23 protein-coding genes are annotated in these 22,237 nt (G+C 43.1%); 18 read left to right on the forward strand and 5 right to left on the reverse strand.

Annotated elements, in window-relative coordinates:
* Nucleotides 1–6: 6 nt before the first annotated feature.
* The 13 genes from BU200_RS06140 to BU200_RS06200 all read left to right on the forward strand — a co-directional run bounded on the left by BU200_RS06140 (nucleotide 7) and on the right by BU200_RS06200 (nucleotide 10,346).
* Complete coding sequence (locus BU200_RS06140) at nucleotides 7–522, forward strand: Dps family protein (RefSeq protein WP_083609371.1); 516 nt, start codon at nucleotides 7–9, stop codon at nucleotides 520–522.
* Nucleotides 523–909: 387 nt separating this feature from the next.
* Nucleotides 910–1,794, forward strand: a complete 885-nt coding sequence (locus BU200_RS06145; RefSeq protein ID WP_075099337.1) for an ABC transporter ATP-binding protein — start codon at nucleotides 910–912, stop codon at nucleotides 1,792–1,794.
* Nucleotides 1,791–2,519: an ABC transporter permease gene (locus BU200_RS06150; RefSeq protein ID WP_075099338.1), complete on the forward strand. Its 729-nt coding sequence runs from the start codon at nucleotides 1,791–1,793 to the stop codon at nucleotides 2,517–2,519. Before BU200_RS06145 ends, BU200_RS06150 begins: the two co-directional genes overlap by 4 nt.
* 1 nt (nucleotide 2,520) lies before the next feature.
* The gene (locus BU200_RS06155) at nucleotides 2,521–3,627 is read left to right on the forward strand and encodes a sensor histidine kinase (protein ID WP_142237026.1); all 1,107 of its coding nucleotides are present in this window, start codon (nucleotides 2,521–2,523) and stop codon (nucleotides 3,625–3,627) included.
* Complete coding sequence (locus tag BU200_RS06160; protein WP_075099340.1) at nucleotides 3,608–4,207, forward strand: response regulator transcription factor; 600 nt, start codon at nucleotides 3,608–3,610, stop codon at nucleotides 4,205–4,207. The genes BU200_RS06155 and BU200_RS06160 overlap by 20 nt, the downstream gene beginning before the upstream one ends.
* A gap of 163 nt (nucleotides 4,208–4,370) precedes the next feature.
* Nucleotides 4,371–4,583 carry a YqgQ family protein gene (locus tag BU200_RS06165; protein WP_075099341.1) on the forward strand — a complete coding sequence of 71 codons (213 nt, stop codon included), beginning with the start codon at nucleotides 4,371–4,373 and terminating at the stop codon, nucleotides 4,581–4,583.
* Nucleotides 4,584–4,586: 3 nt separating this feature from the next.
* Nucleotides 4,587–4,970, forward strand: coding sequence for a rhodanese-like domain-containing protein (locus BU200_RS06170; protein WP_075099342.1), 384 nt, complete (start codon nucleotides 4,587–4,589; stop codon nucleotides 4,968–4,970).
* A gap of 698 nt (nucleotides 4,971–5,668) precedes the next feature.
* Nucleotides 5,669–6,208, forward strand: a complete 540-nt coding sequence (gene rsmD / locus BU200_RS06175; protein ID WP_075099343.1) for a 16S rRNA (guanine(966)-N(2))-methyltransferase RsmD — start codon at nucleotides 5,669–5,671, stop codon at nucleotides 6,206–6,208.
* On the forward strand, nucleotides 6,198–6,686 hold the full coding sequence (gene coaD / locus BU200_RS06180) for a pantetheine-phosphate adenylyltransferase (RefSeq protein ID WP_075099344.1): 489 nt from the start codon (nucleotides 6,198–6,200) through the stop codon (nucleotides 6,684–6,686). Before rsmD ends, coaD begins: the two co-directional genes overlap by 11 nt.
* Entirely contained in the window at nucleotides 6,673–7,722 is a 1,050-nt protein-coding gene (locus BU200_RS06185) for a SepM family pheromone-processing serine protease (protein ID WP_075099345.1), read from the forward strand. The genes coaD and BU200_RS06185 overlap by 14 nt, the downstream gene beginning before the upstream one ends.
* Before the next feature lie 398 nt (nucleotides 7,723–8,120).
* On the forward strand, nucleotides 8,121–8,687 hold the full coding sequence (locus BU200_RS06190) for a YutD family protein (RefSeq protein WP_075099346.1): 567 nt from the start codon (nucleotides 8,121–8,123) through the stop codon (nucleotides 8,685–8,687).
* Nucleotides 8,688–8,694: 7 nt separating this feature from the next.
* Nucleotides 8,695–9,807, forward strand: a complete 1,113-nt coding sequence (rlmN, locus tag BU200_RS06195; RefSeq protein ID WP_075099347.1) for a dual-specificity RNA methyltransferase RlmN — start codon at nucleotides 8,695–8,697, stop codon at nucleotides 9,805–9,807.
* Entirely contained in the window at nucleotides 9,804–10,346 is a 543-nt protein-coding gene (locus BU200_RS06200; RefSeq protein WP_075099348.1) for a VanZ family protein, read from the forward strand. Before rlmN ends, BU200_RS06200 begins: the two co-directional genes overlap by 4 nt.
* Nucleotides 10,347–10,762: 416 nt before the next feature.
* On the opposite strand, the gene pepC is transcribed toward BU200_RS06200, so the two are convergent.
* The 4 genes from pepC to BU200_RS06220 form a co-directional block, all read right to left on the reverse strand.
* Complete coding sequence (gene pepC / locus BU200_RS06205; RefSeq protein ID WP_075099349.1) at nucleotides 10,763–12,103, reverse strand: aminopeptidase C; 1,341 nt, start codon at nucleotides 12,101–12,103, stop codon at nucleotides 10,763–10,765.
* A gap of 252 nt (nucleotides 12,104–12,355) precedes the next feature.
* A complete protein-coding gene (gene nadE / locus BU200_RS06210) occupies nucleotides 12,356–13,180 on the reverse strand; it encodes an NAD(+) synthase (RefSeq protein ID WP_075099350.1) in 825 nt (274 codons plus the stop codon).
* Complete coding sequence (locus BU200_RS06215) at nucleotides 13,177–14,640, reverse strand: nicotinate phosphoribosyltransferase (protein WP_075099360.1); 1,464 nt, start codon at nucleotides 14,638–14,640, stop codon at nucleotides 13,177–13,179. The genes nadE and BU200_RS06215 overlap by 4 nt, the downstream gene beginning before the upstream one ends.
* Nucleotides 14,641–14,785: 145 nt before the next feature.
* Nucleotides 14,786–15,442 (reverse strand): prepilin peptidase, encoded by a 657-nt coding sequence (locus BU200_RS06220; RefSeq protein WP_075099351.1) that lies wholly within the window; start codon nucleotides 15,440–15,442, stop codon nucleotides 14,786–14,788.
* Between the two features lie 98 nt (nucleotides 15,443–15,540).
* On the opposite strand from BU200_RS06220, the gene mnmL reads away from it, so the two are divergent.
* From mnmL to BU200_RS06240, 4 genes are read left to right on the forward strand one after another with little or no spacing between them, the layout of a single operon-like run.
* Nucleotides 15,541–16,476 carry a tRNA modification radical SAM protein MnmL/YtqA gene (gene mnmL, locus BU200_RS06225; RefSeq protein ID WP_075099352.1) on the forward strand — a complete coding sequence of 312 codons (936 nt, stop codon included), beginning with the start codon at nucleotides 15,541–15,543 and terminating at the stop codon, nucleotides 16,474–16,476.
* Nucleotides 16,470–17,027 carry a tRNA 5-(aminomethyl)-2-thiouridylate-methyltransferase MnmM gene (gene mnmM, locus BU200_RS06230; RefSeq protein ID WP_075099353.1) on the forward strand — a complete coding sequence of 186 codons (558 nt, stop codon included), beginning with the start codon at nucleotides 16,470–16,472 and terminating at the stop codon, nucleotides 17,025–17,027. The genes mnmL and mnmM overlap by 7 nt, the downstream gene beginning before the upstream one ends.
* Nucleotides 17,020–17,274, forward strand: coding sequence for a hypothetical protein (locus tag BU200_RS06235; RefSeq protein WP_075099354.1), 255 nt, complete (start codon nucleotides 17,020–17,022; stop codon nucleotides 17,272–17,274). The genes mnmM and BU200_RS06235 overlap by 8 nt, the downstream gene beginning before the upstream one ends.
* Nucleotides 17,275–17,285: 11 nt before the next feature.
* Nucleotides 17,286–19,361 carry a cation:proton antiporter gene (locus BU200_RS06240; protein WP_075099355.1) on the forward strand — a complete coding sequence of 692 codons (2,076 nt, stop codon included), beginning with the start codon at nucleotides 17,286–17,288 and terminating at the stop codon, nucleotides 19,359–19,361.
* Nucleotides 19,362–19,640: 279 nt separating this feature from the next.
* Here the strand turns inward: BU200_RS06240 and BU200_RS06245 are convergent, their stop codons facing one another.
* A complete protein-coding gene (locus BU200_RS06245; protein ID WP_075099356.1) occupies nucleotides 19,641–20,420 on the reverse strand; it encodes an ABC transporter ATP-binding protein in 780 nt (259 codons plus the stop codon).
* Between the two features lie 217 nt (nucleotides 20,421–20,637).
* Between BU200_RS06245 and BU200_RS06250 the strand changes: the two genes are divergently transcribed.
* On the forward strand, nucleotides 20,638–21,996 hold the full coding sequence (locus BU200_RS06250; RefSeq protein WP_075099357.1) for a hemolysin family protein: 1,359 nt from the start codon (nucleotides 20,638–20,640) through the stop codon (nucleotides 21,994–21,996).
* Nucleotides 21,997–22,237: the final 241 nt, after the last annotated feature.

A 22,237-nucleotide genomic window follows, 5' to 3' on the forward strand; every position in this document is an offset into this window, starting at 1 on the left:
TACTTTATGATGAACACATTCTACCAATCTTCAGCAGAAATTGCGAGCTTTGCAAAACCACAAGCAGAACCAGAAACAAAGGCACTCTTGAATCAAGTAGTGGCAGACTTGTCAGTCGCTCACTCTATCTTACATCAAGTGCACTGGTATATGCGTGGACGTGGCTTCCTTGTATGGCATCCAAAAATGGATGAGTATATGGAAGAATTGGATGGCTACCTAGATGAGATCAGCGAACGTTTGATTACTTTGGGCGGAGCTCCATTTTCTACCTTGAAAGAGTTTAGTGATAACAGCCAGTTGGAAGAAGTGCCAGGTGATTATAGCTTGTCTATGGAAGAACAATTGGGTCGTGTTGTCGCAGTCTTCCGCTATCTTGTCAGCTTGTTCCAAAAAGGGCTTGATGTGACAGACGAAGAAGGAGATGATTTGACAAATGACATTTTCCATGAGGCAAAAGCAAGCCTTGAAAAACACATCTGGATGCTCCAAGCAGAGCTAGGACAAGCACCAGGTTTGTAGTCGAAATCAGAACCATATATTAGTGAACCAGCATCCTTAGGTGCTGGTTTTTTGTAGGAGGATAGAAAGGACATGACATTTGTCATCTTTATCAATGACAAACCTATCTGGTGAGAGAAAGTAGAAAAGGTTATACTAATGGTGTTCTAATTGGAGAATTGCAAAGGAGGTTAGGTAAATTGCAAGGTTTTTTGATAGGGTGAGTGCCTGCTCTTTTTGTGTTATAGTCTTTTAGTTTACTTTTTGATTTTAGTGCTGGGCAAGGAGCTGCAGGCTGTACTAGAGTGAGGCAAAGCGAGTGAATGAAGTCATAAGAGATAAACGAAATGACAATAACGGAAAATCGGTATGGTATCGGTAGCTTAATAGTAAACAGGGAGTTGAAAAATGACGATGATTGATGTGAAAGACATTTCAAAAAGAATAAAAGAAAGGCAGATTTTAGAGGGGATTTCCTTTAAAATCGGGGAGGGTGAATGCGTTGCCCTAATTGGACCAAATGGGGCAGGAAAGACGACCTTGATGTCTTGTTTATTGGGGGATTTGTTTGTTACAAGTGGTTGCATTACCATTCAGGAGCGTCAGGTGACGGACCCGACCTTAAAGAAAGTAGTTGGGATACTGCCACAGGAAAATGTGGTGCCTGCAACTCTCAAGGTCAAGGAACTGATTACTTTTTTTCAAAGGATTTATCCCCATTCTTTATCCAATCAAGAAGTGGATGACCTGCTTTGCTTTTCTCCTGAGAAGAAAAATCAGCTGGCAGAAAAATTATCAGGTGGTCAAAAGCGTCTGCTGTCCTTTATCTTAATCTTGATAGGTCGTCCGTCCATTCTCTTTTTGGATGAACCTACAACTGCTATGGATACCTCAACTCGTCAGCGTTTTTGGGAAATTATCCACAGCTTAAAAGAAAGTGGTGTAACCATTCTCTATTCTTCGCATTATATTGAAGAAGTAGAGCATACGGCTGACCGAATCTTGGTCTTGCATAAGGGAAAGCTCTTACGGGATACAACCCCCTTTAAAATGCGTTCAGAGGAGCAAGAAAAACAATTTATCATTCCGAGAGACTACATGTTTATTGTTGAGGGGTTGGAAAATATCTATGGTATGGAAGTCAACGATGACCAAATCCGTTTTATGGCAAAAGATATGGAGGCAGTCTGGCAGGCCTTACAGGATGCTAACTGTCCGATTGCTGAGATTGAAATGACCAATAAAACGCTATTGAATACCCTATTTGATACTACTAAGGAGGAAGAAAGATGAAAGCTTTATTGGGGATTGAATATCTTTTAACAAGACGGAATTTGGCGAGCTTTATCATGGGAATTGGTATGCCTGTGCTCTTCTTTCTCCTATTTTCGGCTATGTTTGATACTTCTTATGGAGATGTGGCCGCCCTGACGAAAAATTATCTACTGACCATGACGGCTTTCAGTATGAGTAGTTTTGGTTTATTTAGTTTTCCGATGATATTGGAAGAGGATGTGAAAAGCCGTTGGTTTTTACAGATTCAACACTCCCCTCTTCCCTTATACCAGTACTATATCGTTAAGATATTAAGGGTCTTCATTTCATTCATTATTTCCATTGTGATTAATTTTGCAGTTGGAGCACTATTTCGAGATGTGGACATGACAGCAGAACAGTGGCTTGTATCAGCTCTTTTACTTCTAGTAACGAGCATGGTGTATTTAGCTCTTGGCTTAGCCTTTACGTTGCTCCATAACCAGCAAACGATGACGGTTGTAGCCAATGTGTTATATTTTGTGTTAGCAATTTTTGGCGGTAGCTGGATGCCCTATGACAGCTTACCGGATTGGATGCAGGTGATGGCTCACTTTACACCGTCTTACTATGCCAATCAGTTGGTGCTTGTCTATGTCAATGAGAAAGTGCTACAATTTCAGTCTTTACTAATGGTCTTTCTTTATACTATAATAGTAGCAGGTTTAGCCCTAGTGCTAAAAAAGAAGCAGGAAGTGAGATAAGGTGACATTACTGAGCAATCTCAAAAAAATTCATACCATGTACTATGTATCTTTATTATACTTGGTATTTCCTCTTTATTACTCCGTAAGAGGTGACTATCCATTTTACGTATTTATCATGACAGTGATGTTTGCAGTTGCCTATATCGGTGTGGTGGTGATGGAGCATTCCTTGAGGGTCAATATTCTCTGGCTCTATCTATGCTGTTATGTTGTCTTTATCAGTTTTATGGAGAACCCTACAATCTCCATGTTTAATTTTTTCTTATCGAACCTCCTGACATGGCGTTTTCAGGAAGATAAGATAACAGGGTTTCGATACTGTAGCTTTTATTTAGTCTTACTTGCGACAGTGTATCCCATTTTACTGGCTCCGGATTTTTCCACACAAATTTTTCTCTTGACGATGAATATAATCTGCATTGGCATGATGTATGCGATGAAGCAATCGGTCAAAAGACAAAAAATAGAAAATGAATTGTTTGAAAAAAATGCTTCAATTAACCTACTTTTGGCTGAAAATGAACGCAATCGGATTGGGCAAGACTTACATGATACCCTCGGGCATGTCTTTGCGATAATGAGTGTCAAGAGTGAGCTAGCCTTAACCTTGATGGAGCATGGCGCCTATGAAAAGGCTAGGCAAGAGGTTCAAGATTTGCAGGACATTGCAAAAAATTCTATGCAGGAAGTGCGGCAAATTATCCAAGCTGTGAAGCAACATAGCCTGAAAGAAGAATTGCAGATTTTAGGGAATATGCTAGAGCTAGCAGGGGTTGACTGGACAGTTGAAGGAAGAGTGGTAGAAATGGGCAAGGAGCAGGAAGCTGCTCTGACCATGGCCTTGCGAGAGCTGTGTAACAACCTAATCAAGCATAGTCAGGCAAGTAGTTGTCGGATTCAGTTGAGTGAAAAAGACGGCTTGCTTCGCGTTCTAGTGGAAGATAATGGGATTGGTTTTGAGCAGGTGACAGGTGAGGAATTACACTCGATTCGGGACCGCTTGCTTCGCTACCAAGGGAGGGTGGCGATTGTCTCTGCCAAACAGCCAACGCAGATTCAGCTGGAGATTCCGAAAGGAGATAAAGATGAACATATTAGTCGCTGAAGACCAAAGTATGTTGTGCGATGCGCTTTGCCAACTCTTGGAATTACAGGACGGTGTAAACCGGGTATTCCCTGCTAAAAACGGCTTGGAGGCACAGGTTATCTTACAAGAGAAAAGCGTAGATGTTGCTATTTTAGACATTGAAATGCCCGAGATGACAGGTCTAGATGTTCTGGAATGGGGGAAAGAAGCCTTACCGAATCTCAAAGTGGTTATGGTGACGACCTTCAAACGACCGGGCTATTTCGAACGCGCCATCCGAGCGGACGTGGATGCCTATGTATTAAAAGAACGCAGTATTTCTGATTTGATGAGAACCATTGAGCGCGTGCTTCAGGGGAAAAAAGAATATTCCCCAGAGCTTATGGAGAGCCTTTTCGTCATGAAAAATCCCCTGACCAGTCAGGAGCAACTCCTCCTGCAAAAAGTCGCTAAAGGCCTGTCCAACCAAGAAATTGCCGACCAAATGTACCTTTCAAATGGCACCATTCGCAACTATATGTCTACGATCCTCAGCAAACTCAACGCTAGCAACCGCACCGAAGCCATTAATATCGCCAAAGAAAATGGCTGGTTTTAAAGTCTGGTAGACTGTTAAAAGTTGGAAATAGAAGAAGCAGGCTTCTTTCTTTGTAAACCAGTGGCTGTTAGAGGTTGGAGATAAAGTGAACTAGGCTTGAGTCAAACGTCCTCACCTCTTTTTTGCTATTGCAATATTGATGAAGTTTTGCTACACTTTTTCTATGAAGAAACTTTATGATGTGCAACAGTTATTAAAGCAATTTGGAATCATTATCTATATGGGCAATCGCTTGTATGACATTGAGATGATGCAGATTGAATTGCATCGGATCTATGAAGCAGGGCTGCTAGATCGCTTGGACTATATGGAGGCTGAGTTGGTTTTAAGACGGGAACATCGTTTGGAATTAGAGTATCAAGAGAAAAAGGAGTAGTCAATGTCAACGCTTTATGTTTTATTGTTGGTTGTAATCGTATTAGGAGTTTGGGTTGGTTTTAATTACTGGCGCTTACGCCGAGCAGCAAAAGTGGTGGAAAACCATGCATTTGCGGAAAAAATTCACGGTGGTCAAGTGGTTGATTTGCGTGAACCTGCAGAATATCGAAAAAAGCATATTATGGGTGCGCGCAATATCCCTGCTCAACAATTGAAGCAAAGTCTTGCAGCTCTTCGGAAAGACAGGCCTGTCTTGCTCTATGAAAATGATCGCGGTCAATTGGTCATGCAAGCTGCTCTGCTATTGAAAAAGAATGGTTATAAAGACATCTATATTTTGAGCTATGGTCTAAATGGCTGGGATGGAAAAGTAAAAATGAATTAGAGAATATAGAAAAAGGGTAGGAATACTCTTTTTCTATATTTTTTACAGATTATACTTGTCAAACATCAAAATCTGACGTCGTTATAGCCGCTCAGTTTACTTTTATTACTTCGTTAACTCATCTTGTGTAATTGAACTAGGACTACGAGCTGTACAAAAAAGAGCGATAACTGTTTCAGTTTTAGCTGATGATGGTTCTTTAGGAAATAGGCTGAAAACCTCCATTGGAGCTTTTCACTCGTCAAAACTCCTATTTTTGCTTTGCTCGCTTCCACAGTCTAGGAATAGACTGTGGAAGGTTGGAGATAAAACGAGTGTAACTCGTGTCAAACAGTCTAGGAATAGACTGTGGAAGGTTGGAGATAAAACGAGTGTAACTCGTGTCAAACAGTCTAGGAATAGACTGTGGAAGGTTGGAGATAAAACGAGTGAAACTCGTGTCAAACGCTCTCGTATCTTGGGGAATTGAGTTCAGCCTAAAACCTCGGAAAATAGATAAACATTCCTAGAAGCTACGCTTCTTCGTCATGTTTCCTAATTTTCAGTCGGTTTTTTAACGGCTTCACATCTTAACTGAACACGCCCTAAACTCTGTGCGAAAAAGAGACATAACTGTTTCAGCTTTAGCCAGTTCCAGATTTTGATTTTTACAAATTGGGGAGTATTAGATTAGAGATAAGTATGCTATAATAAGAGCTATGAGAGTTATTTCGGGAGATTACGGTGGAAGACCGCTCAAAACCTTGCCAGGTAAGACCACACGTCCGACTTCAGACAAGGTTCGCGGTGCGATGTTTAACATGATTGGTCCCTATTTTGATGGGGGACGTGTTTTAGATTTATTTGCAGGAAGCGGAGGTTTGTCCATTGAGGCCATTTCGCGTGGCATGACGCAGGCTGTTCTGGTAGAACGGGATCGGCAGGCGCAGGCCATCATTCGGGAAAATATCGCTATGACCAAGGAAGCAGGGAAGTTTCAACTCTTGTCAATGGAAGCCAAACAAGCGTTACAGCTGGTGCAAGAGCCGTTTGACCTAGTCTTTTTAGACCCACCCTATGCCGAGGAGACGATTGTAGAGACGATCACAGATCTGTGTCAAAAAAATCTTCTGGCAGAAGAGGTCATGGTGGTCTGTGAGACTGATAAGCAGGTTCAACTTCCAGAAGAAATTGCAGATTTGGGTATCTGGAAAGAAAAAATTTATGGAATTACTAAGGTAGCAGTCTATGTCAGATAAAATTGGACTTTTTACAGGGTCATTTGATCCACTTACGAATGGGCACTTGGACTTGATTCAACGAGCCAGTCAACTATTTGATGTCCTCTATGTGGGGATCTTTGTCAATCCACACAAGCAGGGTCTCTTTGCGAGTGAGGAGCGTAAACGCTTGATAGAAGAAGCAGTCGCAGAGCTACCGAGGGTCAAGGTCTTACTGGCTCAAGATGAGTTGGTGGTGGATGTGGCACGAAAAATTGGTGCAACTTATCTGGTGCGTGGCTTGCGCAACGGGATCGATTTGGAGTATGAAGCCAGCTTTGACTTTTACAATCGTGAGTTAGCTCCCGACATAGAGACCATTTATCTGTTGGCGAAGCCAGAATACAAGTTTGTCTCCTCGGGTCAAGTACGGGAATTGTTGCATTTTAGACAAGATGTTAGCCCCTACGTCCCTGAAAACATTAGCAAGGAATTGATGAAAAATGAAGAAAAATAAAAAATTATACCTGATTCTCTCGATTATTGTATCGACTGTCCTATTGTGGCTTGCCTTTATCTACCCTCTCCCCTACTATATCGAAAGTCCCGGTGGTGCAGCGGATATTCGTACAGTATTGACAGTGGATAATAAGCCAGATGAACAGTCGGGATCCTATAATTTTGTCTATATACAAGTCAAGCCAGCAACAGCTGTTCAGCTCTTACTTGCTACCTTTGACTCTCATTCTGATGTGATTCCTAAGGAAGAATTGGCAGGGGGTGCAGATACGGAAGATTTTTACCGCATTAGTCAATTCTACATGGAAACGTCGCAGAATATGGCAAAATACCAAGGATTGACCTTGGCAAAGAAAGAGGCCTCTTTAGAGTTTTTCGGCGTGTATATCCTCAACGTTGCTGAAGACTCCACCTTTAAGCAGATCTTGAATATTGCCGATACAGTCGTGAGTGTCAATGGCAGAACTTTTAAGAGTTCACCTGAATTGATTGAATACGTCAGTGGCTTGACGCTTGGCAGTGATGTGAAAGTAGGCTATTTGAGCGCGGGACAAGAAATGACCGCCGATGGAAAAATTATCAAGCTAGCAAATGGAAAAAATGGGATTGGAATTGGTCTCGTTGACCATACCGAGGTAAAAAGTAAGGAGCAGATTGATTTTCAGACAGGCAATATCGGGGGGCCGAGTGCAGGTTTGATGTTTACCCTCGCGATTTATACCCAGTTGGCGGATCCTGATTTGCGGGATGGTCGTATGATTGCGGGGACAGGAACGATTGAGCAAGATGGTTCAGTTGGTGATATTGGGGGTGCAGACAAGAAAGTCTTATCCGCAGCAATCGCAGGGGCAAGTGTCTTCTTTGTACCCAACAATCCTGTTGATAAAGAAATCTTAAAGCAAAACCCCAATGCGAAAACCAATTATGAAGAAGCAATGGAGGCTGTCAAAAAGAATAATCTTGACATTGAAGTCGTACCTGTTACGAATGTCAAGGAAGCGATTGACTATCTCAAGAAAACGAAGAGCCAATAAAGGCTCTTTTTTGGTAGAGTTTGATACTAGGCAATGAGTCGCAGGTAGTACTAAAAATAAACTAAACGGCTATAAAAGATAGGTGAAACAGCTGTCTCTTGACATGCAATGAAAAGCAACTTGCTTGTCGAATGATTGAAAAAGTTATCACTGCTTTTCAACTAGCTTGCTTATCCTTATCTTTCGATAGTGGGGAAAGTAGCTTTGCTAAACTGCTCTCAACCTTTCATGAAAGTGGATTTTCATTGGGGATTAGGAACCCTTCAAAGGGGAATGTTGTGTTAGAGAGAGTATGAGAATGTTCTGAAAATTCTAGTCTATCGCCTTGGCTCTATCAATATGGTGTCAAGTCGTGTTATAATGATAAGGTTAGATAGAAAAAGAGAGAAGGAGGAGTGATGAAGAAGGAAATCGCACCTGAATTGTACAATTATAATAAATTTCCTGGACCTAGTTTTGCTCGTGTCGGGGACAAGGTTGTCGCAGAAAATATTGAATTAGACCTCTTAGAAGACTACCGCGACGCTTTTGACCAGACAGCCTTTGGGCAACGTTTTTCTGCCCTCATGCTTAAATTTGATTACATTGTGGGAGATTGGGGCAATGAACAGCTTCGATTGAAAGGGTTTTACAGGGAGGACAGGACGGTTAAGTCTGATTTGAAAATAGGTCGCCTAGATGATTATCTGACAGAATTTTGTAACTTTGGTTGCGCCTATTTTGTTTTGGGTAATGCTAGACCGCAAGAACCGTCTATTGAAGTAGAAGAACGACCAAGTCGGAAACGCCGTAGTCGTAATAATCGCAAGCCCCAGCGTTCATTTATCGTAAAGGAAAAAGGCGAGAAGAATGACTGGCGTTCACACAAGCACAACAAACCAGAACACACTAAAAAACAGAGTAAGAAAAAGAATCAGCGTGAATCACAAGAGAGCAAAAGAGGCTTTGTGATCCGCCAAAAGTAGGAGACCTATGAAACCATCAATTTATAGCCTTAGTCGTACTGATTTGACAGACTGGGTATTGGAACAGGGAGAAAAGAAATTCCGAGCCAGTCAGATTTGGGAGTGGCTCTATCGTAAGCGTGTACAGGCTTTTGAGGAGATGACCAACCTTTCTAAGGATTTGATTGGCAAGCTCAATCAACACTTTGTGGTCAATCCTCTCACGCAGCGCATTGTGCAAGAATCAAAAGACGGAACTGTCAAATACCTTTTTGAGTTGCCGGATGGCATGCTGATTGAAACTGTCTTGATGCGGCAGCATTATGGTTTGTCCGTCTGTGTGACGACCCAGGTCGGCTGTAATATTGGCTGTACCTTCTGCGCTTCTGGCTTGATTCGCAAACAACGGGATTTGAATAGTGGTGAAATCATGGCGCAGATTATGTTGGTTCAGAAGTACTTTGATGACCGTCATCAGGGAGAACGCGTCAGCCATATCGTGGTCATGGGGATTGGGGAGCCTTTTGATAACTATGACAATGTCCTCAATTTCCTAAGGATTGTGAACGATGACAAGGGGATGGCGATTGGTGCTCGGCACATTACCGTTTCAACCTCTGGTCTAGCACCGAAAATTCGTGAATTTGCTAGAGAAGGTGTGCAGGTTAATCTGGCAGTTTCTCTCCATGCACCGAATAATGACATTCGATCCAGCATTATGCGTATCAATCGCAAGTTTCCAATCGAGGTCTTGTTTGAAGCGATTGAGGACTATATTGAAACCACCAATCGTCGCGTTACCTTTGAGTATATTATGCTCAATCAGGTCAATGACGGTGTAGAACAGGCTCAAGAATTGGCGGATTTGACCAAGAATATCCGGAAGTTGTCCTACGTCAATCTGATTCCATACAATCCTGTGAGCGAGCATGACCAGTACAGTCGTTCCACACCCGAACGTGTGGCAGCCTTCTATGACCGCCTCAAGAAAAATGGTGTAAACTGTGTCGTTCGTCAAGAACATGGTACGGATATTGATGCGGCTTGTGGTCAGTTGCGTTCTAACACGATGAAAAAAGACCGGGAATCAGCGCGTGCTCGCGTGGCAGCAGCCAAGGCGAAGGCAGGCATCAAGGCATGAAACACCTCTTTCAAAGGAATGGAGACTTGACCCCCTTTGGCCGAAAAATCGTTCTATTCTGGGTGCGGATTTATGCCCTTGCAATCCCTTGCATGTGCTTTCTGCCCCAGAGCTTCTATCCCCAGTATAAGATGTTTTCGACACCCGGTCTTGTCCAAATTGGCAGGCTCTATATTCTTCCGATCCCTTTCAACAGTTTTGTTAACGCAGGTAAGCTCGATAGTTTAGCAGATTGGTGGCTGCTCCTGCTTCAAAATCTGACCAATATTTTCCTGCTCTATCCCCTTGTCCTAGCCTTAGTGTTTCTTTTCAAGAAATGGCAGAGCCTTCAAGCAGTTGTCCTTTACAGCTTTTTGCTTAGTCTGTCTATCGAGTGTCTCCAGCTTTTATTGGACTTCCTCTTTGATGTAGGTCGTGTTTTTGAAGTTGATGACCTATGGACAAACACCCTAGGAGGTTTCCTTGCCTATCTGACCTATGGCATGTGGAAGCGGGCTTGTAGAAAGATGCGTACGACTTCAAGGAAAGGAAAATCGTAGATAGTGACTAGGATATGAAAGGTGTTCGTTTAGAAATTCTGTACAATCGTCTGCTTATCTCCCGGTAATAGAGTATGAGATAACGGGTGTCGTTATAAGAAAATGAGGTTGGTAGATTCTACCAACCTCATTTTCTTATATTATAATCGCTTATACCCATCAAAAATCAAATTCTGACGAGTATAAATGAACCGACTATAAAGGATACTTTATCACTTGTTAGATTTTCCCTTTTATAGCCGTTTAGTTTATTTTTAGTACTAGGCAACGAGTCGCAGGTAGTACTGGGGTACAGCAAGACGAGTTAACGAAGTAATAAAAATATAAACTAAATGACTATACCATAGTTGCTGCATGCTGCCAGATAGATATGGATACTCTAGGCTAGACTTTGTAAGCGATGGTTTTTTCCAATCTTACATCTGACTTGCCAAAGATCCCATTGGATCCCAAGGCGCAAGGACAGTTGGCTCGGCATTATAGGCTGCGAGTTCTTCTTTTGTCAGCAGGTCTTTTCTGATGACGATTTGATAGGTGTACTCATCCATCCAGCTATCACTTGCGACAAAGTAGCCCTTATCTCCAACCTTATCACCCCATGAATTTTCAACCTTCCATTTGAGCGATTGACCATTTTCATCAAGATCCACCCCAGTTAGAACCATGGCGTGGGTCATAAGGCTTTCGCTGTAATCAAGACGGCCCGCCTTGTCTTGGTGAAGGTCAATATTCATGCTAGAGCTGAAGTCGTGCATACCATTTACCATGACCCCTGTCTTACGGTTGCTTGATTGACCGACATCTGACCCAAACCAAACGGTCTCACCCGCCTGCATCTGGGCAATAGCAAGTTCTTTCAAGCGCTTCATTTCAACATTGAGGTAACGGACAGGTCGGCTACCGACTACGTTTCCAAGCATTTCAACAGTATAAGACTTACCATAAGGCTTATCATCAGTCGGCGCATTGATAATGGAGACATAATCGTTCAACTGAATGTCCACATATTTCTTGTAAAATTCCTGTGGGGTTAAATCTGTCTCACGATAGTAGTTGTTGTCTTTGTCACGGTAGGCAAAATCAAAGGTACGCGGTGGCAATCCAAGTGACATAGCAAGGAAGTTAAAGATTTCTTGCAAGAGTTCTGTCTTTTTCGCTTGAATGGCTTCGGCTGTTTCTCCTTGTGCTACTAACTCACGCAACATTTGTGCATCTTGGCGGAGCAATTTATTCAAAACAGTATTGAGTTCACGACTGTTGCTAGAAGAGATAGACTCCGGATAGACAGACTTAGGCACTACTCCGTATTTTTCAAAGAGGGATACAACCATATCCCATTGACCACCGTCTTGTTGGGGAACATCCAAGAGGAATTTAACCTTACGACTGGTTAAGGCTTGATCGGCTGTCGCAATGACTTGTTCTAAGAACCAGTTGGATTTTTCGTACTTGTCCCAGAAGAAAGTATGCGCTTGAGAGAGTTCAAAATTTTCCAATTGGAAACCAGCAATCATTTTGTGGCGGAAAGTATTTAGGGCAGCAAACATCCAGCAACGACCAGAGGCTTTCTGGTTGCTAACCTTGTCCTTGGTCAAATCAATGGAAAAGACAGGGTCGTTTTCCACGCTGCTGCTACGTTTCTCAAGAGAAGTATAGATACCATTGTGTGTGATTGCATTTTCCATTGCCGCAAATTGATGATTGGTTTCATAATCAGCAAAGAACTGATCTGTTAATGATTGATGTAATGAGTTCATAAGGTCCTCCTTTTCTATTAAGACCTATTATAGACCTTTTTGAAAAATCTTCAAGCACGGACCAGAAGCCAATCCTTACTACTCATCTTCTTTGAAAATCAAAAGAGCGCCGCATCATCTAAAAAACACTCCTACAAAAATTTTGTAGGAGCGCTTTTGTTTTGTATTTTCTAGTTTTTCATAGTTATGCAGGTAAAACGTTTTTAAGGAGATAGCTGAAAAACTCCACAAGGCTTTTAACAATCTCGTATCTTATTTCCAAAAATCATCAAAGATGGTGATTGGTAAGTGGCGTTTGTGTTCGGTTTTTTTCCACCAATTCTCGATAATCGTCTGGGCTTGTGGATCAATGCTTTTTCCTTCGAGGTAGTCGTCAATGTTGTCATAGGTCACACCGAGGGCAACCTCATCTGCTAGCCCGGGTTTATCTTCTTCCAAATCAGCTGTGGGAATCTTTTCATAGAGCGCCTTGTCTGCTCCAAGTTCTGCCAAGAGGGCTTTTCCTTGGCGCTTATTGAGGCGAAACAGGGGTAGGATGTCTGCGCCCCCATCACCAAACTTCGTGAAAAAGCCTGTGATATTTTCAGCGGCATGGTCTGTACCGATAACCGCACCAGAGTAGCTGCCTGCAAGAGCGTACTGGGCAATCATGCGACTGCGAGCCTTGATATTTCCCTTGTTAAAATCAGACACACCAACCCCAGTCGCCTTTATAGCCTCGGTCATGGTGTCGACACTCTCTTTGATATTGACGACCAGACTGACATCGGGCTTGATAAAGGCAAGGGCTGCTTGGGCATCTTCTTCGTCTGCCTGAATGCCGTAGGGTAGGCGGACGGCGATAAATTGATAGGTATCATCGCCTGTTTCCGCCCGCATTTCTTCAATGGCTAGCTGTGCCAGACGACCTGCGAGGGTCGAATCTTGACCGCCAGAAATGCCTAAAACATAACTTTTCAGAAAGGGGTGTTTTTTGAGATAGTCTTTTAAAAAATCAATGGAGTGACGGATTTCTTCCTGTGGCTGGATGACAGGTTTGACCCCTAATTGCCGGATGATGGTTTTTTGTAGGCTCATTTTTTCTCCTTTTGGATCGACTGAGTTTGGTTGCGAACCTGCTGAATCAGATTCATCTTGTGATCCCAGACATCTTGGGCTAGGTCAACAGGGTAGTCTTGAGGATTGAGCATGCGCTTGTATTCATCCCAGAGTTTGTCGAATTGCGCGTGGGCATAGGTCTGAATATCTGGTAGGCTTGGCAATTCATAGATGAGTTTGCCCTTATCAAAAATATCTACTAGGAGAGGTAGGGCTTCAAAGTCTGTCACGGTTTTATTGATATAGGTGTAGGTCGGGTGAAACATGTGGATGGATTGCATTTCAGTCACATCCGCATCCGCAAAAGTGATATAGTCGCCCTCGGTTTTGCCCTTTTCACGACTGGTAATGCGCCAGACCTGTTTTTTACCCGGTGTCGATACTTTTTCCACGTTGGAGGATAGCTTGATCGTATCACGCATCTGTCCTTTTTCATCCTCGATAGAGACAATCTTATAGACAGCACCTAGGGCTGGTTGATCATAAGCGGTGATGAGTTTTGTGCCGACACCCCAGACATCAATTTTAGCCTTTTGCATTTTCAGGTTTAAAATGGTGTTTTCATCAAGGTCATTGGAGGCGTAGATTTTAGCCTCGGTATAGCCTGCGTCGTCCAGCTGTTGTCTCACTTTTTTAGAAATGTAAGCCATATCGCCAGAGTCAATCCGTACCCCTAGGAAGTTAATCTTATCCCCAAATTCATTGGCAACGCGAATGGCAGCAGGGACACCGAGCCGGAGGGTATCGTAGGTATCGACAAGGAAAACGCAGTTCTTATGGGTGGAAGCGTAGGCCTTGAAAGAGTCGTAGTCATTGCCGTAGGTCTGTACCAAGGCATGGGCATGGGTACCCGCAACGGGAATACCGAAGATTTTCCCAGCGCGGACATTTGAAGTCGCACCAGCGCCACCGATAAAGGCTGCGCGTGTTCCCCAGATGGCGGCGTCCATTTCCTGAGCGCGTCTGGTTCCAAATTCAAGGAGCGGTTCATCTTCTAAAATGGCTTTGATCCGTCTAGCCTTGGTTGCAATCAAGGTTTGGTAGTTGACGATATTTAGAATAGCTGTTTCAACCAGTTGACATTGGGCAAGCGGTCCTTCGATTTGCATGATGGGTTCATTGGCAAAGACCAGATCTCCCTCTTTAGCAGAACGGACGGTGAGGGAAAACTCTAATTGGTCCAAATAGTTCAAAAAGTTTTCTGGATACCCTAGTTCGCGTAGATAATCTAGATCGGTCGGGGTAAATGAAAGGTTGGACAGGTAGTGAACAATCCGTTCCAAACCTGCAAATACTGCATACCCATTATGAAAAGGTAGCTTTCTAAAATAGACCTCAAATACCGCATGTTTTTCATGAATGCCTTGCTCGAAATAGACTTGAGCCATATTGATTTGATACAAATCTGTATGTAAGGTTAAACTATCATCAGAATAAATGTTCATATTATTCTCCTCCTGTTACTAATAGTATAGCATAAAAAAACAGTTAGGTGTCTGTTTTTTCATGCGCTTGGAAATAGGGAAGCGATTAAGTTCAATTACACAAGATGAGTGAACGAAGTAATAAAAGGAAACTGAGCGACTATAATTGAAAAATGGATAAGATTTGTACGAGGAGGCTTGCCAAAAAGAGACAGGGGACATAGGCGAGTGATGTAGGCTTGAACACACGAAAGATTACAATTCCTAGTAGGCTGGCTAGTTGGATAATCCAGAGGAGGTCAGACAGGGAAAAGAATAGCGACAGACTGGCTAAGTAGAAAAAGTCACCCGATCCGATATTGAGTTTGTAGGTTTCAGCGAGTAGTCCAAGGAAAATGAAGCAACAGAAGACCCAGTTGAGACTTGACAGTAGAAGGGCTAGAGAGGTGAAGGAGAGCCAGACCATCAGCGGGTATTCTCGGTATTTGATGTCATAGATAGTCAAGACTAGCCCAGCAAAGAGCAGGGAGCCTTGCAACAGAGAGAGCATGCCATTGAAGAGTAGGAGCGTAAGTCCAGCAGAAATCAGCTCCAGTCCGATATACCAGTAAGAAATCCTTGCTTTACAGTAGCGACACTTAGAGAGCAGGAGTAGCTGGGAGAGAATCGGAATCATATCCCACCATTTGAGTGGTCGCTTGCAGTGATTGCAGTGGCTGCTAGGAAAGAGCAGGGATTCATCAGGAAAACGGTCGATGACCACACCGAGAAATGAACCAATAGAGGCTCCTAAAAAAATGTATAAAATAGTCTTCATATCTATTGATTCGTGATCCAAATTGAAAAAACAAGAAGGAAGATAAAATTTTTAATGTTTTCGATCCTGCAATTCTGGAAATGTGGTAGAATAGGAGAATGAAATCCTACAATGCGCTGAATGATTATTATCGAACATTATTTGGAGAAAAGACCTTTAAAGTACCGATTGATGCGGGGTTTGATTGTCCCAATCGTGATGGTACGGTGGCAAAGGGTGGCTGTACTTTTTGTACAGTGTCAGGCTCTGGAGATGCCATTGTCGCACCTGATGCGCCCATTCGGGAGCAATTCTACAAGGAAATAGACTTTATGCACCGCAAGTGGCCCGAGGTCAGAAAATACTTGGTCTATTTCCAGAATTTCACCAATACCCATGATAAGGTCGAGGTGATTCGAGAGCGGTATGAGCAGGCCATCAATGAGCCTGGAGTGGTCGGCATCAATATCGGGACTCGTCCAGATTGTCTACCAGATGAAACAATTGCTTATTTAGCCGAACTGTCCGAGCGCATGCATGTAACGGTGGAATTAGGCTTACAGACGACCTTTGAGGAAACGTCAAACCTCATTAACCGCGCCCATTCCTATGAGTTATACGTTGAAACGGTGAAACGCTTGCGTCAGTTTCCCAAGATTGAAATTGTCGCTCATCTCATCAATGGTTTACCGGGTGAGACGCATGAGATGATGCTAGAAAATGTCCGCCGCTGCGTGACAGATAATGATATTCAGGGAATAAAATTGCATCTATTGCATTTGATGACCAATACGCGAATGCAGCGAGACTACCATGAGGGGCGTTTGCAGTTGCTTAGCCAAGAGGAGTACGTCAAGATCATTTGTGATCAGTTGGAGATTATCCCCAAGCATATCGTCATTCATCGGATTACAGGAGATGCCCCGCGTGATATGCTGATAGGTCCTATGTGGAGCCTCAATAAGTGGGAGGTGCTGAATGCGATTGAAAGCGAAATGCGCCGTCGTGGGAGCGTTCAAGGTTGCAAGGCAAAGGAGCAGAAATTTACATGTTAAGACCATTAGAGATGGCTCATCAGTTTTTGGCAGAAGTTGTGACTAGGGAAGATCTTGTAGTGGATGCGACCATGGGAAATGGGCATGACACCTTGTTCCTCGCTGAGCGAGCTAAAAAAGTCCTTGCTTTTGATATTCAAGAGCAGGCGCTTGAAAAAACACGGGAGCGCTTAAAAAAAGCAGGTCTTGAAAATGTCGAATTGATATTGACAGGACATGAACAATTAGATGCCTATGTTAAGGAGGTCAAAGCAGGGATTTTCAATCTAGGCTATCTCCCTAGTGCAGACAAGTCTGTGATTACCCAACCCCAGACGACCCTTGAGGCGCTTGAAAAATTATGCCAGCGTTTGGTACCGGGCGGTCGGATTGCCGTCATGATCTACTATGGTCATCAGGGTGGAGATGTGGAGCGTGATGCGGTGCTGGACTTTGCTAGTCGCCTTTCCCAGCAGGAGTTTACAGCAACCATCTATCGCACCCTCAATCAGGTTAATCACCCTCCATTTTTAGTAATGCTTGAAAAATTAAAGGAATACAACCATGGATAAAAAATATTTACAGGAAAAATTGGCAGGACTTAGAAGTAAGTACGTTGATTCTAGTGCAGGTGAGCAATTGGCGAGGAAGTTTGATCATGCGCCTATGAGCAAAAAAATGGCTAAAATCAAACAGAAATTGGTCAGTCTTGAAATGGAACGCTGTCAGAAACAGATCGAGCATCGGGATGTGTCTAAAATTGATGAAAAGATTTCCGAGCAGCGGCTCTTATTTGAGAAGTGTTGCGATAAAAAATAAGGAGGTGGTGGATGACAGTACTCCTTTATCTGATTATATTTTTATTGGTTCTGATTGCCTCAAATGCGGCTAATAAATTATTTCCCCGCCTCCCTCTGCCCCTCTTACAGATTGTTTCAGGGATCTTATTGGGATTATGGTTGCCGTCGGGGGAGTTTCATCTGGATACAGAGGCTTTTCTAGCCCTAGTCATTGGACCGCTCTTGTTTCGTGAAGCAGAAGAGAGTGATGTGACCAGTATCCTGCGCTACTGGCGGATTATTCTATTCCTGATTTTCCCTGTGATTTTTATTTCGACCTTGAGTATCGGCTATATGGCGCATGTCTTGTGGCTAAGTCTGCCACTAGCAGCCTGTTTGGCAGCTGGTGCTGCTCTTGGTCCGACCGATTTAGTAGCTTTCGCCTCCTTATCTGAACGCTTTACCTTTACCAAACGGGTCGAAAGCATTTTAAAAGGGGAAGGACTACTCAATGATGCCAGTGGGCTAGTCGCCTTTCAGGTTGCCGTAGCCGCTTGGGTGACCGGTGCTTTTTCCCTAGAAAAGGCGAGTGTTTCCCTGCTCTTTTCGATTATCGGTGGTTTTGCCATTGGAGCCTTTACAGCCTTTCTCAATCATACGCTGCACCGCCTACTCCTAAATGTGCGGGCTTCTGATATTGCGGGGCAATTATTGCTCGAATTGAGCCTCCCCTTGCTGACCTTCTTTTTGGCGGAAGAAATTCATGTATCAGGAATTATCGCAGTCGTTGTTGCAGGGATTTTGAAGGCAAGTCGTTTTAAAAATATCACCCTACTAGAAGCGCAAGTAGATACAGTGACGGACACAGTCTGGCACACGGTGACCTTCATGTTGAACGGTTCTGTCTTTGTGATTTTAGGGATCGAATTACAGCTGATCTTAGAGCCGATTTTGCGCAATCCGATTTATGATAACCTTTTCTTGCTGCTGACGGTTTTTGTGCTGACCCTCTTGATGTTCAGTATTCGTTTCCTCATGATTTATGGCTTTTATGTCTTTAGGGGATTGTGGTTAAAGAAGAAGATGTCCTATGCTTTAAAAGACAGCCTCTTGTTGACCTTTTCAGGCGTTAAAGGGACGGTGTCCATTGCGACTATTCTCTTGATTCCAGCGACCTTAGAACGTGAATATCCGCTCTTGCTCTTTATCGTAGCAGGGGTGACCCTGCTGAGCTTCTTGTCTGGCTTGGTGGTGCTCCCACATTTGTCTGATACTAAGGAAGAGACCAAGGATTACTTGATGCACATAGCCATTTTAAATGATGTCGTGACCGAGTTAGAAGCCGATTTAGCCCATACCAAGGTCAAGGGACCACTCTATGCAGCCATTGATAACTATCACGGGCGGATTGAAAACCTGATTTTGGAACAGGAAGACAAGTCTGTTCGTAAGGATCTGGCAAGTCTGCAACTCTTGATTCTTAGTATTGAAAATGATGGTCTGGAACAGGCCTATGAAGAAGGGAAGATTGATGACCGCTCCTATCATCTCTATCAGCGCTATCTCTTAGCCATGGAGCAACGGATCAACCGTAATTTGGCTTCTCGCTTTACCTATTTCTGGATTGTCTTTTGGCGCATCTCCCGCTTTATTCTTCATGAGATTGTAACCCTAGGAGCGAAACTTCGCTCATGGCGCAGAAAAGCAAAGCGTCATTTGACCAAGGACGAGATTGAAAGTATTGCAGAACTTTATCTAGCAAATACCGAGGTTATCGTTGAGAGCTTGGAGCACTTGAAAGGGATTTATAAAAATTCCCTAGTCAATTTCTTGCAGGACGCTCGCTTGCGCGAGACTGCTATTATCGGTAGTGGAGCCTTTATTGAGCGGGTTATCACGCGGATGAAGCCCAACAACATTGATGAAATGATGCGAGGCTACTATCTTGAGCGTAAGATTATCTTTGAATATGAAGACCAAGGACTGATTTCTGCTAGCTATGCCAAGTATTTGCGACAAAATGTCAATAACCTAGAAAATTACTCCCTCAAGGAAACCGTTAATACCCTCCCTTACGATGTGATGAATTATGCCCAAAAAGATACAAGGACCTTTAAAAGTCACTAAAAATAGGGGATACAACGAGTGAAAAACTCCAGTGGAGATTTTCAGCCTGTCCTGTAACAGCAATGAGATTTATAACTAGCTGAAGCTAGAGCACCTGTCTCTCTTTTTCGGGCTTTTATAGTCATTTAGTTTATCTTTTATTACTTCGTTAACTCGTCTTGCTGTACTTCAGTACTACCTGCGACTCGTTGCCTAGTACTAAAAATAAACTAAACGGCTATAATAAAATATTATCAAGCCTCATGTGATCTTTCAAGAGTATTCGTATAGTTGTTAAGCTCACACTAGCGGTTTGATAAAGAGACGATCATCTCCCAGTGGAATCAATTCAACCTCTTGGTCGTAGAATTGGTGGAGGATGTCTGGGGTTAAGATTTCTGCCTTCTTCCCCTTGGCAAGAATTTGCCCATTTTTCAGTAGCAGAACATGGGTGAAAGATTGGGTGATTTCTTCAGCATGATGGGTAACAGAGATAATGGCGGGTGCCTTGGGAAGCCTACAAATCTGTTCGATATACTTGAGCAGACGTTCACGCGCCAGTAAATCTAGCCCAACAGTCGCCTCATCTAAAATCAGGAGCTCTGGTTCTTCCATGAGACTGCGGGCGATGAGCAGGAGTTGGCGTTCGCCTTGAGAAAGGCTAGCATAGGTTCGTCCAATCAGATGAGCTGCGTCAATTTGATAAAGCATATCTTTGGCTTGGGCTAATTCCTGTTCACCATACTCCCGATAGAGAATAGAAGATTTGTATTTTCCGGTGAGAACGATTTGCTCGGCAAAGAGGTCTGTCGGAAAACGTTCTGCTAGGAAAGAGCCGACAATCCCGATTTTTGTGCGTAGACTTGGAATGTCTCCTTTGCCAAATTCAACTCCTAGAACGCTCAATGTTCCAGAACTCTTCCAAAATTCCGCTGTTAAAATCCGCAACAGAGTGGATTTTCCTGCCCCATTGAGACCAAGGATAGCCCATTGTTCTCCCTCCTTGTATTCCCAAGAAAGATGATCTAAGATCGTTTTACCCTGTCTGCGATAGGAAAGTTCCTGCATCGAAAGAATCATAGTGTACCTCATTTTCATATCATTTCCACTATTATATCATGGAATTGGAAAAGGAAGTTGGATTTTTTAAGTCATCGGTCGAAGCATTGGCTATAACAGCTACCTATCAACAATAAAAAAAGGGGTAGATCATTTTTTAGTCATATCTGGGTGACAAGATTGCTCAAAACGTGGTATAATAATCTTATTATATATTTTTATAGGAGACATACACATCATGGAAGACCCCGGTAGTCAGACCATTCATTTACAAATTTTATTACTCTTATTGTTGACCTTACTCAATGCCTTCTTCTCAGCTTCTGAGATGGCATTGGTTTCTCTCAATCGTTCGCGCGTTGAACAAAAAGCAGCAGAGGGAGAGAAAAAATTTATCCGCCTATTAAATGTACTTGAAAATCCTAATCATTTTCTGTCTACCATTCAGGTCGGTATTACCTTTATCGGTATCTTGTCAGGGGCGAGCCTTGCAAGTGATCTAGGTGCTGTATTTGCTGGTTGGTTAGGCAATTCTGCCACGGCTAAGACTGGTGGTTACTGGATTGCGCTCACCTTATTGACCTTTATTTCAATCGTTCTTGGAGAACTGTATCCCAAGCGCATTGCCATGAATATGAAAGAAAATCTAGCCGTGATTTCCGCGCCTATTATCCTCTTTCTCGGCAAGATTGTCAGCCCCTTTGTCTGGCTCTTGTCTGCTGCGACCAATCTGATCAGCCGAGTGACACCGATGCAGTTTGATGACGCAGACGAGAAGATGACCCGCGATGAGATTGAGTACATTCTAACCACCCAGAGTGAGGAGACCCTAGACGCTGATGAAATTGAAATGTTACAGGGGATTTTCTCGCTGGATGAAATGATGGCGCGTGAGGTCATGGTACCGCGTACCGATGCTTTCATGGTGGATATTGAAGAAGATACAGCCACGATTATGGCGGAGATTCTCAAGCAGAATTTCTCACGGATTCCAGTCTATGACGGCGACAAGGACAATGTTATCGGTTTGATTCATACCAAAAAGATTCTAGCAGAAGGCTTTGCCAATGGTTTTGAAAATATGAACATTCGCCGTATTTTGCAAGAGCCGCTCTTTGTGCCAGAGACTATCTTTGTTGATGATTTATTAAAGGCCTTGCGGAACACCCAAAATCAAATGGCTATCCTCCTTGATGAGTACGGTGGTGTGGCAGGGATTGTTACCCTAGAAGATTTATTAGAAGAAATTGTCGGGGAAATTGATGATGAGACAGATAAGACGGAAGTCTTTGTTCGGGAAATTGCAGAGCATACCTATATTGTTCAAGGAAATATGACCCTGAACGACTTCAATGAACACTTTGGAACAGAGCTAGATAGTGATGATGTGGATACGATTGCAGGTTTCTACCTGACAGGTCTCGGAACCATTCCTAGTCAGGAAGAAAAAGAGGCTTACGAGGTGGACAACCACGGCTATCATCTGGTCATGATCAATGATAAGGTCAAAAATGGTCGTGTGACCAAGCTCAAAATCCTCCTCACACCGCTTGCAGTAGAAGAAGAGACAAAAGACAAAAAAGAAAAGAAAGACTAGGCCGGGACCTAGTCTTTTGCTTTATGGAAAGAGTAGGGAAGTAGAACTTTTTATTTCTGCTGTTGCGGACTATGGATACGGCGAATGTTATAGTCATTTAGTTTATATTTTTATTATAGTTGTTTCACTCTAAAATCCATGATATAATAGAACCATGACATATAGTATTGATTTTAGAAAACGTGTAATCTCTTTCGTTCAGGAAGGGCATACTCGAACAGAAGCCTGCGAACTATTTGGT

It is taken from the genome of Streptococcus acidominimus (assembly GCF_001921825.1).
Classification (GTDB): Bacteria; Bacillota; Bacilli; order Lactobacillales; family Streptococcaceae; genus Streptococcus; species Streptococcus acidominimus.

Coding starts and splice junctions, on each gene's coding strand:
- BU200_RS06245 (WP_075099356.1), bottom strand. CDS start 20,420: ATGATTCTTTCGATGCAGGAACTTTCCTATCGCAGACAGGGTAAAACG.
- mnmM (WP_075099353.1), top strand. CDS start 16,470: ATGTTAAGACCATTAGAGATGGCTCATCAGTTTTTGGCAGAAGTTGTG.
- BU200_RS06200 (WP_075099348.1), top strand. CDS start 9,804: ATGAAACACCTCTTTCAAAGGAATGGAGACTTGACCCCCTTTGGCCGA.
- rlmN (WP_075099347.1), top strand. CDS start 8,695: ATGAAACCATCAATTTATAGCCTTAGTCGTACTGATTTGACAGACTGG.
- BU200_RS06220 (WP_075099351.1), bottom strand. CDS start 15,442: ATGAAGACTATTTTATACATTTTTTTAGGAGCCTCTATTGGTTCATTT.
- pepC (WP_075099349.1), bottom strand. CDS start 12,103: ATGAACTCATTACATCAATCATTAACAGATCAGTTCTTTGCTGATTAT.
- BU200_RS06145 (WP_075099337.1), top strand. CDS start 910: ATGACGATGATTGATGTGAAAGACATTTCAAAAAGAATAAAAGAAAGG.
- BU200_RS06240 (WP_075099355.1), top strand. CDS start 17,286: ATGACAGTACTCCTTTATCTGATTATATTTTTATTGGTTCTGATTGCC.
- coaD (WP_075099344.1), top strand. CDS start 6,198: ATGTCAGATAAAATTGGACTTTTTACAGGGTCATTTGATCCACTTACG.
- BU200_RS06190 (WP_075099346.1), top strand. CDS start 8,121: ATGAAGAAGGAAATCGCACCTGAATTGTACAATTATAATAAATTTCCT.
- BU200_RS06140 (WP_083609371.1), top strand. CDS start 7: ATGATGAACACATTCTACCAATCTTCAGCAGAAATTGCGAGCTTTGCA.
- BU200_RS06150 (WP_075099338.1), top strand. CDS start 1,791: ATGAAAGCTTTATTGGGGATTGAATATCTTTTAACAAGACGGAATTTG.
- nadE (WP_075099350.1), bottom strand. CDS start 13,180: ATGAGCCTACAAAAAACCATCATCCGGCAATTAGGGGTCAAACCTGTC.
- BU200_RS06170 (WP_075099342.1), top strand. CDS start 4,587: ATGTCAACGCTTTATGTTTTATTGTTGGTTGTAATCGTATTAGGAGTT.
- BU200_RS06165 (WP_075099341.1), top strand. CDS start 4,371: ATGAAGAAACTTTATGATGTGCAACAGTTATTAAAGCAATTTGGAATC.
- rsmD (WP_075099343.1), top strand. CDS start 5,669: ATGAGAGTTATTTCGGGAGATTACGGTGGAAGACCGCTCAAAACCTTG.
- BU200_RS06235 (WP_075099354.1), top strand. CDS start 17,020: ATGGATAAAAAATATTTACAGGAAAAATTGGCAGGACTTAGAAGTAAG.
- BU200_RS06160 (WP_075099340.1), top strand. CDS start 3,608: ATGAACATATTAGTCGCTGAAGACCAAAGTATGTTGTGCGATGCGCTT.
- BU200_RS06250 (WP_075099357.1), top strand. CDS start 20,638: ATGGAAGACCCCGGTAGTCAGACCATTCATTTACAAATTTTATTACTC.
- mnmL (WP_075099352.1), top strand. CDS start 15,541: ATGAAATCCTACAATGCGCTGAATGATTATTATCGAACATTATTTGGA.
- BU200_RS06185 (WP_075099345.1), top strand. CDS start 6,673: ATGAAGAAAAATAAAAAATTATACCTGATTCTCTCGATTATTGTATCG.